We start from the raw sequence: 14,752 nt of genomic DNA on the forward strand, positions 1-14,752 counted from the left end.
TCCATGGCCACCTACGTCAACGACCGCCGCGCCATCCACGAAGGCCGCAATCCGGCCATGATTCCTGGCCCGATCAACCCCGTCTTTCCCAAGCCCCAGGGACCACCGGTTCCCATCCTCAACATGGCCCATGGCCCGGGCCTGAAGAACGGCACGGCCACGCTCAAGATCGATGGGCACCCCGTGGCCGTTGCCGGCAGCCGCTTCGAGTCCATACCCGCCACGCCCGACAAGCTCGGTGGTATCGCGGGCGTGCGTTCTGGCGTTGTCGGCGGCGCGGCCGAGCCCACCAGCTACAGCAGCGATACCAAGTTCGAGAGCCGGGGCAGCGTGCGGTCCTTCGACACGACCAAAAGCAACGCCATGGTCATCAATCCTGGCTGGGCCATGCGCCTTGCCATGAAGGCGCTGCCCGGTCCCTATGACCAATTGGCGCAGAAGGTGATCGAAAAGCTGCCGGGCGCCTTCTCCGGCCAGTTGTCGGCCCTTGGAGAAAGCCTGACCGATCCCAGCGCGCTGATCGGGCCCGCCCTCAAGCTCGTGGGCAAGCTCATTCCCGGCGTCAACCTCGTCGTCGGAGGGGCCGCCATGGCCCAGGCGGCCGAGCAAGTCGCCGAACTCGCCCAGGAAATCCAGGAGCTGCTGACACCGCCCCTGACCGACGAGAAAATCGACCAGATCGCCGAAGTGATCGCCGATGGCGTGGCCGCCATCACCATCGGCTTTGTCCTGGGCAAGATCGCCCAGCGCGCCAAGTCGCGCCGCAACCCCGTGGCACAGCGCACGGACAACAGCGTCAATCCCAACACGCAGGGCAATATCATCGATAACGCCTCCAAGGGAAGCATTGCCACGCCACCGACCTGCGAGCTGGGCACATGCCATCCCGTGATCTTTGCCACAGGCACCAAGATCCTGCGCGACACGGATTTCGAATTGCCCGGCCCCATGGCCCTGACCTGGCAGCGGTACTACCGCTCCAGCGACCGCCGTCCCGGCTGGCTTGGATGGGGATGGAGCACGCCCCTGTCCACCGAACTGGTGCTGGTCCACGATGCGGTGCACTACTACGACGCCCGCGGGCGCCGCATACAGCTGCCCGTGATTGCCGCAGGTACCAGCCACTTCGACCCGCGCGAAAAAATCACCGTCACCCACCACCAGCAAGGCGGCTGGAGCGTTGAAAGCGCCGATGGCACCCGGCACCTGTTCGCCCCCCCGGCCACCGGTCAATGGCGTCTGCCACTGGTGCACCTGGTGGACCGCAATGGCAACACCATCAGCCTTCACTACCCGGCCTACACTGCCACAGGCATCGATGGCCGCGCGCCCCGCCCGCTGGGACTGACCGACAGCGCTGGCCGCAAGCTGCGCTTCACCTGGAGTGAAGACCTGGGCCCCTCCGGCCCGCTCCTGCAGGAAATCCACCTGGAATCCCGTGTGATCGACGGCGTGGAACAGGTCGGCGGCCTGCTGGCACGCTATGCCTATGGGACGGATGGCAACGTCCCGGATGACGCCCACGCCAACCTCCAGTCCGCCACGGATGCCATGGGCGGCGTGGCGCACTATCGCTATCGCCAGCACCTGATGGTGGCCTACAGCAGCCGCACCGGCTTCACCTACCACCAGGAATGGAGCCGGCTTGACGCGGGCGGCCGCGTCGTGCGGACCTGGACCGACGAGCCCGGCACGCTGGACACCCGCTTCGATTACGACCTGGGCCGCCGCACCACCCATGTCACCGACGCCCTGGGCCGGCGCAGCAGTTACGAATACAACGCCCGGCATGAGGTCGTCGCCATCGTCGAACCCGGGCCGGATGGCCAGCCCGTCCGATCCGAGACGCGCATGGACGCCGCCGGCAACCCGCAACAGGCGCGGGACGCCATGGGCCGCACCACCCGCTGGCAATTCGACGGCCAGGGCAACCTGCTGGCCGTCACGGACGCATCGGGCGCCACCACCCGCCTCAAGTACAACCAGCTCAACCTGCCCGAAGAAGTCACCGACGCGCTGGGCCATGTCTGGCGGCAGGCCTACGACGCCCAGGGCAACCTGGTCGAGCGCCTGGACCCGCTCGGCCACGCCACGCGCTGGAAATACGACACGCGCGGCCTGCCCGTCGCCATAGAAGACGCGCTGGGCAAAACCCGCCATCTGCAGTGGGACGAAGCCGGACAGCTCGTGGCCTACACCGACTGCTCGGGCCAGGTCACGCGCTATGCGTGGGACATCCTGGGCAACCTCGTGGCCTCCACCGACGCCCTGGGCCAGACCACCCGCTACCTTCACGACGCGCTTGGACGCCTGCGCCGGATGTGGGGCGCCGATGGTTCCGAACATCACTATGCCTACGACCCCCAGAGCAACCTGCTTTCCTACACCGACCCGCAAGGCGCCATCACCCGCTACACCTACAACGGCCTGGACCAGCCCGTGGAGCGCCGCGATGCGCTGGGCGGCACGCTGCGCTACCGCTATGACGCCGTGGGCAGGCTCATCGCCCTGCAGAACGAAAACGGCGCCGTCACCAGCTTCACCTACGACGCCGCAGACAACCTGATCGAGGAAACCGGTTTTGACGGCCGCATACAGCGCTACCGCTACAACGCCGCCAGCGAACTGACCGAACTGCACGAGCGCGATGCCCACCAGCCCCCGGACACGCCCTACGATCCACGGCCCGACGCAGCCCTGCCCAAGCGCACGCTGTTTCGCAGGGATGTGCTGGGCCGCCTTGTCGCCAAGATCCACGTGGGCAGCGACGCGGCAGGTAATGGAGACGGAGGAACCACCACCTATGGCTACGACCTGCTGGGCCGCATGCTGCATGCCAGCAACCCCGATGCGCACGTGCGCTTCGCCTACGACGCTCTATCGCGGCTGGTGGAAGAGACCCAGGTGCACATGGCGCCCAGTGCAGACGAGCAGGCGCTGGCGACCTACAGCTATCGGCACGCCTACGACGCGCTGAGCAACCGCACGGACTGCTGGCTGCCCGGGGGCCGCCACGTCCAATGGCTCTACTACGGCTCGGGCCACCTGCACCAGATCCTCGCCGACGGCCAGGTGCTCAGCGACATCGAACGCGACGCCCTGCACCAGGAAATCGAACGCACCCAAGGCACGCTGACCAGCCGCTATGGCTGGGACCCCATGGGCCGCCTCACCTCGCACAAGGTCAGCCAGCAAGGCGCACTCCAGGGTCAGCCCGGCAGGCCTTCACCCCAGGCCCTCTGGGACCGGGACACTCCCCTGCCCTCCGGCCAGCGCATCGCCCGCCTGTACCAGTACGACCCCACAGGCAACCTCGTCGCCACGCGCGACGGCCTGCGCGGCGACAGCCAGTACCGTTACGACGCCCTGGGCCGCATCCTTGCCGCCCAGAAAAATGCTGCAGGTGGATTGCCCACCTCGGGCCGGAACCTGGAAACCTTCACATTCGACCCCGCAGGCAACCTGCTCAACCCCAACCGTGGTGGAGACCTCAGCAGCGGCGGCACCAGCAACGAACGCGAACAGGTGCCCACCAACCGGCTCGCCGTCTACCAGGACCTGCGTTTCCAGTACGACCTGCACGGCAACATCGTGGAGCGCCGCATCGGCTGGCACACCGTGCAGCGCTTTCGCTACAGCGCCGAGCACCAGATGCTCGAATCCACGGTCACGCGCTACCACGACAGGCCCGAACCGAAGATCGCCGGATCGAATGCGCAGCCAGAGCCTGCCGCCACCGTCCAGACCACGCGCTACCGCTACGACGCGCTGGGCCGGCGCATCGACAAGCACGATGCCTTCGGGCGCACCACCTTCCTCTACGACGGCGACCTGCTCGCCGGGGAAATCCGTGGCTCACGCCTGAGCGAATACCTCTACGAGCCTGACAGCTTCGTGCCCCTGGCCAAGCTGGAGTCGGAATGGAAGAGCGAGGAAAACCGCAACGCACAGGCAGAAGCGGACAAAGCCAGCTTTGCCACCTACTACTACCACTGCGACCAGATCGGCGCCCCCCAGGAGCTCACCGACGAAACCGGCCGCATCGTCTGGGCCGCCAGCTACAAGGTCTGGGGCCAGACCCAGCAGTTGCAGTACCTGCGCACCGGCACGGACGATGCAGCGGTGTTCACCCACGACCAGCGCCCGCTGGCCCTGGCCGCCCAGGGTGAGGTACAAAGCCTTGCGCTGGTGGAGCAACCGCTACGGTTCCAGGGACAGTACTTTGACGGCGAGACGGGGCTGCACTACAACCGGTTCAGGTATTACGATCCTGTGGTTGGAAGGTTTGTGCATCAGGATCCGATTGGGTTGTTTGGCGGTGAAAATTTCTATGCATACGGTGTCAATCCAACTGAATGGATTGACCCAAATGGTTTAAGCACTCATAGAAATAGAATGAATAAGGCCGCAGGGTTGGCACCCAAACATCAAACTCATCACAAAATTCCACAAGCATTGTTCAAAAAACGCCCAATATTAAAGTGCATAGATCAAGATTCTCTTGAAAATCTTATTAATCTACCTAAATATGCCGGAAAATTTGACGGTAAAAAAGGAAAATATTATGGCAAATCAACTCACAGAGGAAGTCACAACGAATATAGTGATGCGCTGCTAGATGCCATTGATAGAGAAATATCTTCTGCCGGCGGCTGTCCAAAGAAACTATCCAAAAGACTTGGTGATATGCAAAAACTTCTGCACAAAGAATTGAAGAAGGGCACTCCAATAAGAAAATCTGAAGGATCTAATTTCAAGTTGTGGGATGATATATTAAAGAAAGGCGGTTTCTAATGATTTCAGAAAATGATTTCCCCATTAATGTCCAAGAGATTTTTCAACTCATGAAAGATGGGCCATTACTTCAAACAACAGATAGAATTTCAGAAGAGCGAATATTAGATATTCATAAAGCGATGTATATGCAGCAAGATGAAGACATAAAAAAACCTTATCGCTTCATCATTGACATTACCGAAGATGCATCCGGAGAAATAGAGTCCCCGCCTTTTGATGAGAAAAGGAAAAAATTAATAGAATTAATTGGAAACACCAATTATTTTGACCATCTCAGGGAATATTTCTCAAAACATGCCATTAGCGAAATTTTGGATCCCCAAGAAATCACTGACATATCAGAAGCCATTTATGAAGATCTGATATTATGTGCGAAAGCGAGATTGATGATGCCTAACTCTCATCCATATTTCGAAAAAATGCTAGATGTTTATATAAGGCAAGGATTCCCGTGCGCATGGATTGGTGGTAAAAATTGGAAGAAGGGAGATTTTGTAGTTTACTCACGAGAAGTATTAGTGTAATAAAATCTATCAAAATGATCAGACTGATACGCGGGGCTGCTGCCTGATTAAATCAGGCAACGCAGCCTGTCACACGGCTACGACGAACTGAGCAACCGCACGGACTGCTGGCTGCCCGGGGACCGACACGTCCAATGGCTGTACTACGGCTCGGGCCACCTGCACCAGATCCTCGCCGACGGCCAGGTGCTCAGTGACATCGAACGCGACGCCCTGCACCAGGAAATCGAACGCACCCAAGGCACGCTGACCAGCCGCTATGGGCCTCCTCACCTCCCACAAGGTCAGCCAGCAAGGCGCACTCCAAGGCCAGCCCGGCAGGCCTTCACCTCAGACCCTCTTGGAGTCGGAATGGTGGGATGAAGAACACCGTAACGGAAGCAGCTCAGGCCAGCTTTGCCACCTACTATTACCAATGCGACCAGGTCGGAGCCCCCCAGGAACTCACTGACGAAACCTGCCGCATCGTCTGGGCTGCCAGCTACAAGTTCTGGGGCCAGACCCAGCAGTTGCAGTATCTGCGCACCGGCACGGACGATGCGGCGGTGTTCACCCACGACCAGCGCCCGGTGGCCCTGGCCGCCCAGGGTGAGATACAAAGCCTGGCGCTGGTGGAGCAACCGCTACGGTTCCAGGGACAGTACTTTGACGGCGAGACGGGGCTGCACTACAACCGGTTCAGGTATTACGATCCTGTGGTTGGGAGGTTTGTGCATCAGGATCCGATTGGGTTGGAGGGGGGGTCCAATTTTTATATATTTGCCGTAAACCCACAAATATGGGCGGACATACTTGGCTTAACAGCAGCAAAATTGGGACGAAACCTTAGAAACTCTGGTCGCCCACTTCAACCAGGTCAAACCCCGCATCATATTGTTCAGGAAAATTGCAAAAAAAATAGGCACGTCCAGAATTCCAGAGATATTTTAGGCCGAAATAATATTGGAATAGACAGCGCATCCAATGGCGCCAGATTATGGGGAACAAATCCATCTCAGACTGCGATGGCCAACCATCCAGGCAAAGCGGCGAGCATCAGCACGGGAAACTATCATGCCGGGCCTCACGTGCACAGTGATATGAACGATAAACTGATATACCAGATACTGAAAGGTGTTGAAAAGCGAGGAGGCAATGTTGAGGCTGCCCTAGAGGATATAGGGCGACGACTTGAAAATGGTAGTTGGAAAGCAGCCTTTTCCTGCTGTTGCTTATAAGGAAATTTAAATGATAAATGAACGCGCAGATATAAAGAAAATCCTAGATACATTATTGATCAATTTTAAAGACGCATCTAATAATATTTCACAAAATGCACATATTGAATCATTTCCAAAAGTCGATGAATGGCGTTATTCAAAAGGTGATTTTTTTAATCCGATTCCTTATCGTTCAGAAATAGACGGGTTCAATTCACCAAAGCTTCTGAAGAAAAAATATGATTCTCCTTTTGAAGCCATCGAAAAAGGCAATTTCTCAACAGCATTTAATAATAATCATCCAACAATAATCATTGCCCCGAAGGAAAAGTCTTGCAACTTCATATCCACAAGTTTATATGGGGAATATTTATCATCAGATATCGCCAATGTACATCACATTGATCTTCCATATAAAGATTCTGTAAAGAATCTTCCACGACTTAATGGTTACGGGTATTCATCCAAAGAAAAAGACGGAAGCTTAGTCAGTATAATTGTTGGAAGAAATAATAATTATTCCATAAATATAATAGAAGCCATTGATAATCTGCCATCTAAAGAAACAGCCTATGCATCAGGATGGGCAGATGATATAGAATACCATTATCACCACGATAATAATGGTCTTTTCAAGATAACGACCCATGCAAAAAATGGTGGCCTTGCAGAAATATGGAGCAGATCTTAATTATATTTTATTGAAAAAGTAATTTTATTTTCAGTAAAATATGTCGCCACAATGAAATTTTGAAATATATTTCACATTAAAGAATAGCTTTCATTTTACAATAAAAATGACCTTATTTTTATTCTTCAGAAGAATTACATAAATCCCTGGCCATGCACTGTTATTTCAGTGCATAAATGAATTGACAAGCTCGGTCCGGCCAGCGCATCGCCCGCCTGTACCAGTACGACCCCACAGGCAACCTCGTCGCCACGCGCGACGGCCTGCGCGGCGACAGCCAGTACCGTTACGACGCCCTGGGCCGCATCCTTGCCGCCCAGAAAAATGCTGCCGGCGGATCGCCTACCTCGGGCCGGAACCTGGAAACCTTCGCGTTCGACCCCGCAGGCAACCTGCTCAACCCCAACCGTGGTGGAGACCTCAGCAGCGGCGGCACCAGCAACGAACGCGAACAGGTGCCCACCAACCGGCTCGCCGTCTACCAGGACCTGCGCTTCCAGTACGACCTGCACGGCAACATCGTGGAGCGCCGCATCGGCTGGCACACCGTGCAGCGCTTTCGCTACAGCGCCGAGCACCAGATTGAAGAGCATGTGGAGCTGTGCGATGGGCTGGAGCGGCCTGATTTCTCCAGCGGGGACGCAGTTCCCCAGCGCGATCTGTCCGGTGATGTGTGCCTGACGCAGTTTGGCGATGGGCAGCTCAACCGCGCGGCCTCCAATCCCTGGGGAGTGGCGGCGTTGGCGGTTGCCACGTTCACCCGGCTGCAGGCCAGTCCGCACGAGTGGCGCATCCGTGGCGGTGCGGCGGCGTTCTATCCGTTTCAGCATCCCATGCAGCAGGCCATGCTGCTGACGGAGCTTCAGCTGCCGCTGGCCAACATGCCCGGGCAGATGGCGGGTCTGCGTCTGTGCCTCGATGTGCCAGCCATATAAGGGCATATAGGGCCATATGGGCCATATGGGGGAAATCCGTGCACAGCCGTTGTTGTGGCGCTCCTGGCACAACAATGTTCTGGTGGCGTCATTTTTCGGCTTTAGGATGGCGGGCCATGCGCAATTCCCACTCCCTTTGGACGGCGGCAGCCCTGGGCCTGGCAGCCTGTCTCGACACCAGCCCGGCCCATGCAGCCCGGCCCATGATCACGGATGATGCCCGCATCGTCGATGCCAAGTCCTGCCAGCTGGAAAGCTGGGTCAAGTCCAAGAAGGACAGCACGGAGTTCTGGGCCCAGCCGGCCTGCAATTTCACGGGCAATCTGGAGCTGACGCTGGGCGCGGCACGCACGCGAGAGGACGGCAGCAGCCGGACCACGGATGTGGTGATCCAGGGCAAGACCCTGTTCAAGGAACTGCAGCCCAATGGCTGGGGCTGGGGCCTGGCCGTGGGCAATGCCCGGCATCCGAATGACGAGGGCCAGGGCCGGGGGGATCTGTACGCCTATGTGCCCGTCACGTTCTCGCTGCGCGATGACCGGCTGTTCTTCCACACCAACGTGGGCTGGCTGCGCACGGCGCAGACGCATCGCAACCTCATGACCTGGGGCCTGGCCACCGAGGCCCAATTGAGCCAGAGCACCTGGCTGATTGCCGAGACATTCGGCCAGAACCAGGGCAAGCCCTTCTACCAGATGGGCCTGCGCTACTGGCTGGTTCCCAATCATGTGCAGGTCGATGCCACCTACGGCAACCGCGCGGGCAGCAGCACGCAGGAGCGGTGGTTTTCCATCGGCTTGCGGCTGCTGTCGTCACCGTTCCTGCCCTGAGCACTGCCTGGTGGCTGGCGTCGCGCCCGTATGCCTGCAGGCCCGGACGCCATGGAAACCGGTGCCCCGCACCGGCCGGTGCGGACCGTGCAGGACCGCAGTGCCTGCCGCAGTGCCTATTTGTTGGGCTTGGCTGCAGGGCCGGCCGGGATGGCGGCGACGCCATCAGGCTTGACGTAGGTGACCGAGGTCACATAGTGCACGCCGTCGTATTTTTCTGCACCGTTCGGGCCGGTGCGCTCGCCGCCGCTGCGCTCGTCGTGCGTGGCTTCGGCCACGTAGGTGCCCTTCCAGGGCATGTCGAACTGCACCAGGCCCTGCTCGTCGGCATGGGCTTCCTTGCTCCAGCCCGATTGCACGGTCAGCACCACCTTGGCCTTGGGCAGGGGCTGGCCCTTGTAGATGACCTTGAATTCGCCGGCCTTGCCCGAGGGCACCACATCCAGCGTCAGGCGCGGGGCCTGGGCGGCAAAGCCGGTGATCAGGCGCGCGGCCGGGTGGTACCAGTTGCGCAGTTCCTGCTCGCCCTTCTTGCTGGTGTACAGCGGATAGCCGGCATCCTCGGCCACGATGCTTTCGCCCTGGCCGGCCTTGAAGGGCAGCGCAAAGCCGGTGCCGGTCTTGCGGCCGTCGGCGGCCTTCTCGCCCTGGGCAGACACCAGGGTGGCCACGGGCTTGCCGAACTTGTCGAGCAGGCCCGGCGATGTCTCGCGCAGGTTGTCGCCAAACTCGCCAAAGCGGATCACGGCGGTTTCGCCGGCCGGCTGTTCCAGCCAGATCTGGTGGGCCTGGCTGGCGCCGCTGGCGGCCAGGAGTGCGGAGACAAGAATCCAGTGTTTCTTCATTGCAGCTTCCTCAAAGGACAAAAAAACAGCCATCGGCGCCACAACGGGCCGACGGCATGAACGTGCTTGGGGAGTGGGGTGCGGCCGCATGTCGCCGCATCGATTATTGAATGCGAATGGTTTGCATTCTATGCGCATTGCACACCGCCCCGGCGCAGTTCACCAGGTGGCTGCAATGGGGTCCGGCCCAGCGCTCAGGCGGCATCCTCGATGCGCACCGGCTCGCCCGTGAAGGCCAGCGCCTCAGCGGCCTGCTCCCAAGGGCTCCGGTCAGCCGCCCTGGCCGGGCGCAGCACAAAGCCCTCGCCTTCCGCATGCGTGGTGCTGTCGGCGGGCGGCAGCGGCAGGCCCATGCGCTCATGCGCCTGGGCCACCAGGGTGCGGGCGTAGATTTCCGCAGCCATGCTGCGCAGGCGTGGCTTGTAGACCTTGCCCACGTTGGTGGTGGGCAGCGCATCGATGATGCGCACATAGCGCGGGCGCGCAGGCGCTTCGTCCACGCCGGCTGCGGCAAAGGCCAGCAGTTCGGTCTCATCGGCCTGGGCGCCGGGGTGGAGCGCGACAAAGGCCACAGGCACCTCGCCCGCATAGGCATCGGGTGCGCCCACGGCGGCGCAGGCCTTGACGGCGGGATGGCGCTCCAGCGCCTGCTCTATCACCTGCGGATCGATGTTGTGGCCGCTGCGGATGATGACGTCCTTGGAACGCCCGCGCAGCCGCAGCAGGCCATCGTCGCCGACCGAGCCCAGGTCGCCCGTGATCAGCCAGCCGTCATCGGTGAGGTAGCTGGACGGCGCGATGCCGCCCAGGTAGCCGGAAAACAGATTGGGCGACCGGAACACCACCATGCCGGTTTCGCCGGCCGCCGCTTCCTGGTCCGATGGCCTGCCGTCAGGCCCCATGCGGCGCACGGCAAGGCGCGCAAACGGCAGGCGCAGGCCCACATGGCCCGCTGCCGCGTGCAGGCCGGGCGGCGTGATGGTGGAGATGCCCGTCATCTCGGTCATGCCCAGGCTCTCGTGCACATGGAAGCCGCTGTGCGCCTTGAAGCGCGCCGCCACCTCCGGCGACAGCGGCGCGGCGCCCGTGCGGAAGTAGCGGATGGAGGACACATCGGCCCCCAGCAGCGGCACCTCCACCAGCGCGGCCAGCACCGTGGGCACGGCCGACATCAGCGTGGGCTTCCACTGTGCCGCCATGCGCCAGAAGCCGGCAATCACGGCCTTGTTGCGAAACAGCCCCGTGGTCGGAATGATGACGTGGGCCCCGGCCGAGAAGCAGGCCAGCGAGCCCGGCAGCACTCCGGCCACATGGAACAGCGGGTAGCCGTTGATGGTGCGGTCGGCCGTGTTCAGGCCCTGCATCTGCACGCTGGCCCAGGCGGTGTAGACCTGGGCGCCATGCGTTTGCACGGCGATCTTGGGCGCACCCGTGGTGCCCCCGGTATGAAAGTAGGCCGCCACGTCGCCGGCCTGGGGCTGGCGCCCGCTCACCAACCGGTCGGAGGGCTGGGCGGCCAGGGCGGCGTTCAGATCGCTGGCGGGCCAGCGCTGTCCATCCCCCTGGGGAACCCGGCCTTCATGCGAGACCCAGAGCACATGCGCCAGGTCCGCATCCAGCGCCGTGACTTTCTCGCGGATGCCGGCATCGTCCTCGTCCGCCCAGGCGATCAGAAAGCGCGCGCCCGTGGTCCGCATCAGGGCAGAGATCTTCTCGGCACTCAGCAAAGGATTGATGGGCTGCACGATGCCCGCCGCCTCGCCGCCCCACAGCGCAAAGTGGTACTCCATGCAGCCGGGCAGCAGGATGGCCACCGTGTCGCTGGCGCCCATGCCCAGCGCATGCAGGGCGTTGGCCGTCTGGTGGATCTTGCCCAGCAGTTCGGCATAGCTCAGGTGCCGGGCATCATCCACGCTGCCGGCCTGGGGCAGAAAGCTCAGCGCCCTGCCCTGGCCGTGCTCACGCGCGGAGTTGCAAAACAGGTCGTAGACCGTTTGCGCCGTGATCAGCCCGGCCATGGGCTGGCTTTCGATGGCCTCCACATCGGCCAGGGAACGCACGGCCCGCAGGGGCCGGAACATGGATTGCGCAGGAATAGGACTCATTGCCATGGGCTCACTCCGCGCCCAGGCCGTTGGTGCGCACCACCTCGCCCCAGCGCGTGTAGTCGCTGCGGATCAGGCCCTCGGTGTCCTGGGGGTTGAGGTAGGCGGCCGTCACGCCGATCTTCTCGAAACGGTCGCGCACCTCGTCGGTGGCCAGCAGCTGGCGCGAGGTGGCGCTGAGCTTGTCGATGATGGCGCGCGGCGTGTCCCTGGGTGCCACCAGGCCGCCCCAGGACGACGCCTCATAGCCGCCAAAGCCCTGCTCGGCCATGGTCTGCACGCCGTCCAGCGCCTTCACGCGCTGCGTCGTTCCCACGGCCAGTGCCCTCAGCCGCCCGCTGCGGATATGGGGCAGCGCAGACACCATGTCCGCATAGATCACCGGCACCACGCCGCCCAGCGTGTCGTTCATGGCGGGCGCGCTGCCCTTGTAGGCCACGTGCTGCATGGTGTGCAGCCTGGCGGATTTCATCAGCTCCATGCTCAGGTGGCCCGAGCTGCCCGCCCCGGAACTGGTGTAGTCCAGCGTGGCGGGCTGCGCCTTGGCGTACTGGAACAGCGATTTGAGGTCCGTCACCTTGGGCAAGGACTGCGCATTGACCGCAATCACATTGGGCAAGTCATAGATCTTGGTGACCGGGGCGAAATCCGTGGCCGGGTGGAACTTGACGTTCTTGAAGAAATGCGGCGCCATGATGGTGGGCGTGACCATCATCATCAGCGTATAGCCGTCAGGCGCTGCCGTGCGGAACTGGCCTGCCGCCACCGCGCCCGATGCGCCGGGCTTGTTCTCTATCACCACGGGCTGGCCCAGCTGGCGCGCCAGCGCCTCGGCGTAGACGCGCGCCGCGCCATCGGTGGGTCCGCCCGGCGGGAAGGGAACGACCAGGCGAATCGGCCTGTCGGGCCAGGCCCCGGTATCGGTATTGGCCTGCGCCGCGCCGCACAGCGATGCGAACGCAGCCACGCCGATGGCGCCCAGCGCCATGCCCTTGGCCAGCGCCTGTCTTTTTGTGATGCCTGCCATCTTGTCTCCTTGAATGCTTATGTGTTCTGGCTGGCCCATTCTGCCCAGCGCACCCTCTTTGACAATGGCGGCGGCGGTTGACATCATGTCAAACAATATTGACACCCCCCTTGGACTGCAGCGCATGGATCTCCTGGCATTCAACATCCTTGTCCAGATCATCGAACACGGAAACCTGAGCCAGGCGGCAAAGTTCTTGAACATGTCGCGGGCCAACGTGAGCTACCACCTGGCCCGGCTGGAGAAGTCCCTGGGCGCATCGCTGCTGCGCAGAACGCCCCAGGGCGTGGAGGCCACCGAGGTCGGCCAGCGCATCTACCGCCATGCGCGCAACATCCTCAACGAGACCGAGCTGGTGCGCGAACTGGCCCAAAGCAGCACGGACGACATCTCGGGAAAGATCGGGCTGAGCGTGCCCACCGGCTACGGCCACCTGGTCATGGCGCCGTGGCTGATCGAGTTCAAGCGCGCCCATCCGCAGGTGGTGCTGGACATCCGCCTGGAGAACTTCATCGACAACCTGCTCAAGGACAGCGTGGACATCGCGATCCGCGTCATGTCCGACCCGCCGCCCATGCTGGTGGCGCGCGACATGGGGCCGGTGCGCTACAGCCTGTGCGCCTCCAGCGACTGGCTGCGCAGCCACCGCCTGCCGGAGACCCCGTCCGAGCTGTCGCGCACGCCGCTCATCACATCGGGCGGCGAAAGCGGCAAGGTGCGCCTGCAGATTGCGCGGAACGGCCAGCCGCTGGAGGAGCTGGACATCACGCCCACGCTGATGTCGCGCAGCTACCCTTTCCTGTGCGACTGCATCACCGGCGGCCTGGGCGTGGGGCTGGTGCCCGACTACATGGTGCGCCGCCAGGTGGAAGATGGCCGCGTCGTGCTGGCCATGCAGGACTACGAATTCAGCATCAACCAGGGCCGCATGTTCATGCTGTACATGCCCAACCGCTTCCAGTCCGGCGCCGCCCGGGCCTTGATCGACTTTCTGAGCGACAGGATGGGCCTTGCGCGCATCATCCGGCCGGGTGACTTGCCCGACGGCACAGGCGTTGCGACCGCCGGAGTGACGCTGGAACAAAGTTTGTAGACGACTGGTCGGTTTTTCGTTAGACTTCGATCCCATGAAGAAACCCGCACAGGAAACACGCCAGCACATCCTTGATGTGGCCAAGGCGTTGATGACCCAGAAAGGCTACACGGCCGTCGGCCTGGCCGAGGTCGTCGCGGCCGCGGGCGTGCCCAAGGGCTCCTTCTACTACTACTTCAAGTCCAAGGAAGAGTTCGGCCAGGCCCTGCTGCAGGAGTACTTCGACGAGTACCTGGCCAAGATCGATGCGCTCATGGAGACGCCCGATCCGGCCATCTCCCGGCTGATGACCTACTTCCGCCATTGGACACAGAAACAATGCTCGGCCCATGCAGGAGGCCAGTGCCTGGTGGTCAAGCTGGGCCCCGAGGTCTGCGACCTGTCCGACGACATGCGCTCGGTGCTGCGCACCGGCACCGACGCCATCATCACCCGCCTGACCGACTGCGTGCGCGCAGGCCAGGCCGACGGCTCCATCACCTCCACCATGGATGCCCCCACGCTGGCCGAATCGCTGTACCAGCTGTGGCTGGGTGCCTCCCTGCTGTCCAAGCTGGGCCGGCATGAGGAGCCCTTTGCCGCAGCCCTTGTTTCCACGAAGCGGCTGCTGGGCTGAGCAGGCCTGGCCGCTGCTTTTTATTTGTCTTGTTTGTAGACGACTGGTCAACTTCAAACCCTTCACCTCTTACCCATCCCTCTTCCTTTT

General features: G+C 61.5%; 10 protein-coding genes and 2 pseudogenes. 9 read left to right on the top strand and 3 right to left on the bottom strand.

Annotated elements, in window-relative coordinates:
* Positions 1-3 precede the first annotated feature (3 nt).
* The 7 genes and pseudogenes from ACF8NF_RS12725 (at position 4) to ACF8NF_RS12755 (ending at position 8,976) form a co-directional block, all read left to right on the top strand.
* On the top strand, positions 4-4,794 hold the full coding sequence (locus tag ACF8NF_RS12725; protein WP_392450686.1) for an RHS repeat-associated core domain-containing protein: 4,791 nt from the start codon (positions 4-6) through the stop codon (positions 4,792-4,794).
* Entirely contained in the window at positions 4,794-5,321 is a 528-nt protein-coding gene (locus tag ACF8NF_RS12730; RefSeq protein WP_392412011.1) for a hypothetical protein, read from the top strand. Before ACF8NF_RS12725 ends, ACF8NF_RS12730 begins: the two co-directional genes overlap by 1 nt.
* A gap of 404 nt (positions 5,322-5,725) precedes the next feature.
* Positions 5,726-6,538, top strand: a pseudogene (locus ACF8NF_RS12735) (RHS repeat-associated core domain-containing protein); the annotation flags it as partial.
* 10 nt (positions 6,539-6,548) lie between these two features.
* The gene (locus ACF8NF_RS12740) at positions 6,549-7,211 is read left to right on the top strand and encodes a hypothetical protein (RefSeq protein ID WP_392412016.1); all 663 of its coding nucleotides are present in this window, start codon (positions 6,549-6,551) and stop codon (positions 7,209-7,211) included.
* 215 nt (positions 7,212-7,426) lie between these two features.
* Positions 7,427-7,534, top strand: a pseudogene (locus tag ACF8NF_RS12745) (hypothetical protein); the annotation flags it as partial.
* A gap of 132 nt (positions 7,535-7,666) precedes the next feature.
* Positions 7,667-8,146 (top strand): hypothetical protein, encoded by a 480-nt coding sequence (locus ACF8NF_RS12750; RefSeq protein ID WP_061287880.1) that lies wholly within the window; start codon positions 7,667-7,669, stop codon positions 8,144-8,146.
* Between the two features lie 116 nt (positions 8,147-8,262).
* Positions 8,263-8,976, top strand: a complete 714-nt coding sequence (locus ACF8NF_RS12755) for a hypothetical protein (protein WP_016447012.1) — start codon at positions 8,263-8,265, stop codon at positions 8,974-8,976.
* A 116-nt stretch (positions 8,977-9,092) separates the two neighbouring features.
* Here ACF8NF_RS12755 and ACF8NF_RS12760 read toward each other — a convergent pair whose 3' ends face one another.
* From ACF8NF_RS12760 to ACF8NF_RS12770, 3 genes are all read right to left on the bottom strand, one after another.
* Positions 9,093-9,821 (bottom strand): DUF4198 domain-containing protein, encoded by a 729-nt coding sequence (locus ACF8NF_RS12760; protein WP_016447013.1) that lies wholly within the window; start codon positions 9,819-9,821, stop codon positions 9,093-9,095.
* Positions 9,822-10,015: 194 nt separating this feature from the next.
* Complete coding sequence (locus ACF8NF_RS12765) at positions 10,016-11,932, bottom strand: AMP-binding protein (protein WP_392450687.1); 1,917 nt, start codon at positions 11,930-11,932, stop codon at positions 10,016-10,018.
* A gap of 4 nt (positions 11,933-11,936) precedes the next feature.
* Positions 11,937-12,953: a tripartite tricarboxylate transporter substrate binding protein gene (locus ACF8NF_RS12770; protein WP_203400959.1), complete on the bottom strand. Its 1,017-nt coding sequence runs from the start codon at positions 12,951-12,953 to the stop codon at positions 11,937-11,939.
* Between the two features lie 124 nt (positions 12,954-13,077).
* On the opposite strand from ACF8NF_RS12770, the gene ACF8NF_RS12775 reads away from it, so the two are divergent.
* Together ACF8NF_RS12775 and ACF8NF_RS12780 are read left to right on the top strand one after the other, a co-directional pair.
* Entirely contained in the window at positions 13,078-14,046 is a 969-nt protein-coding gene (locus tag ACF8NF_RS12775; protein ID WP_154834248.1) for a LysR family transcriptional regulator, read from the top strand.
* A 34-nt stretch (positions 14,047-14,080) separates the two neighbouring features.
* Complete coding sequence (locus ACF8NF_RS12780; protein ID WP_016447017.1) at positions 14,081-14,662, top strand: TetR/AcrR family transcriptional regulator; 582 nt, start codon at positions 14,081-14,083, stop codon at positions 14,660-14,662.
* The last annotated feature ends 90 nt before the right edge of the window (positions 14,663-14,752 follow it).

This window comes from Delftia sp. WSY_22, from assembly GCF_043104185.1.
Classification (GTDB): domain Bacteria; phylum Pseudomonadota; class Gammaproteobacteria; order Burkholderiales; family Burkholderiaceae_C; genus Comamonas; species Comamonas tsuruhatensis.

What these genes read in the sequence shown, in the direction of transcription:
- ACF8NF_RS12755 (WP_016447012.1), top strand. Translation starts at nt 8,263, where the DNA reads ATGCGCAATTCCCACTCCCTTTGGACGGCGGCAGCCCTGGGCCTGGCA.
- ACF8NF_RS12730 (WP_392412011.1), top strand. Translation starts at nt 4,794, where the DNA reads ATGATTTCAGAAAATGATTTCCCCATTAATGTCCAAGAGATTTTTCAA.
- ACF8NF_RS12760 (WP_016447013.1), bottom strand. Translation starts at nt 9,821, where the DNA reads ATGAAGAAACACTGGATTCTTGTCTCCGCACTCCTGGCCGCCAGCGGC.
- ACF8NF_RS12725 (WP_392450686.1), top strand. Translation starts at nt 4, where the DNA reads ATGGCCACCTACGTCAACGACCGCCGCGCCATCCACGAAGGCCGCAAT.
- ACF8NF_RS12770 (WP_203400959.1), bottom strand. Translation starts at nt 12,953, where the DNA reads ATGGCAGGCATCACAAAAAGACAGGCGCTGGCCAAGGGCATGGCGCTG.
- ACF8NF_RS12775 (WP_154834248.1), top strand. Translation starts at nt 13,078, where the DNA reads ATGGATCTCCTGGCATTCAACATCCTTGTCCAGATCATCGAACACGGA.
- ACF8NF_RS12740 (WP_392412016.1), top strand. Translation starts at nt 6,549, where the DNA reads ATGATAAATGAACGCGCAGATATAAAGAAAATCCTAGATACATTATTG.
- ACF8NF_RS12765 (WP_392450687.1), bottom strand. Translation starts at nt 11,932, where the DNA reads ATGGCAATGAGTCCTATTCCTGCGCAATCCATGTTCCGGCCCCTGCGG.
- ACF8NF_RS12780 (WP_016447017.1), top strand. Translation starts at nt 14,081, where the DNA reads ATGAAGAAACCCGCACAGGAAACACGCCAGCACATCCTTGATGTGGCC.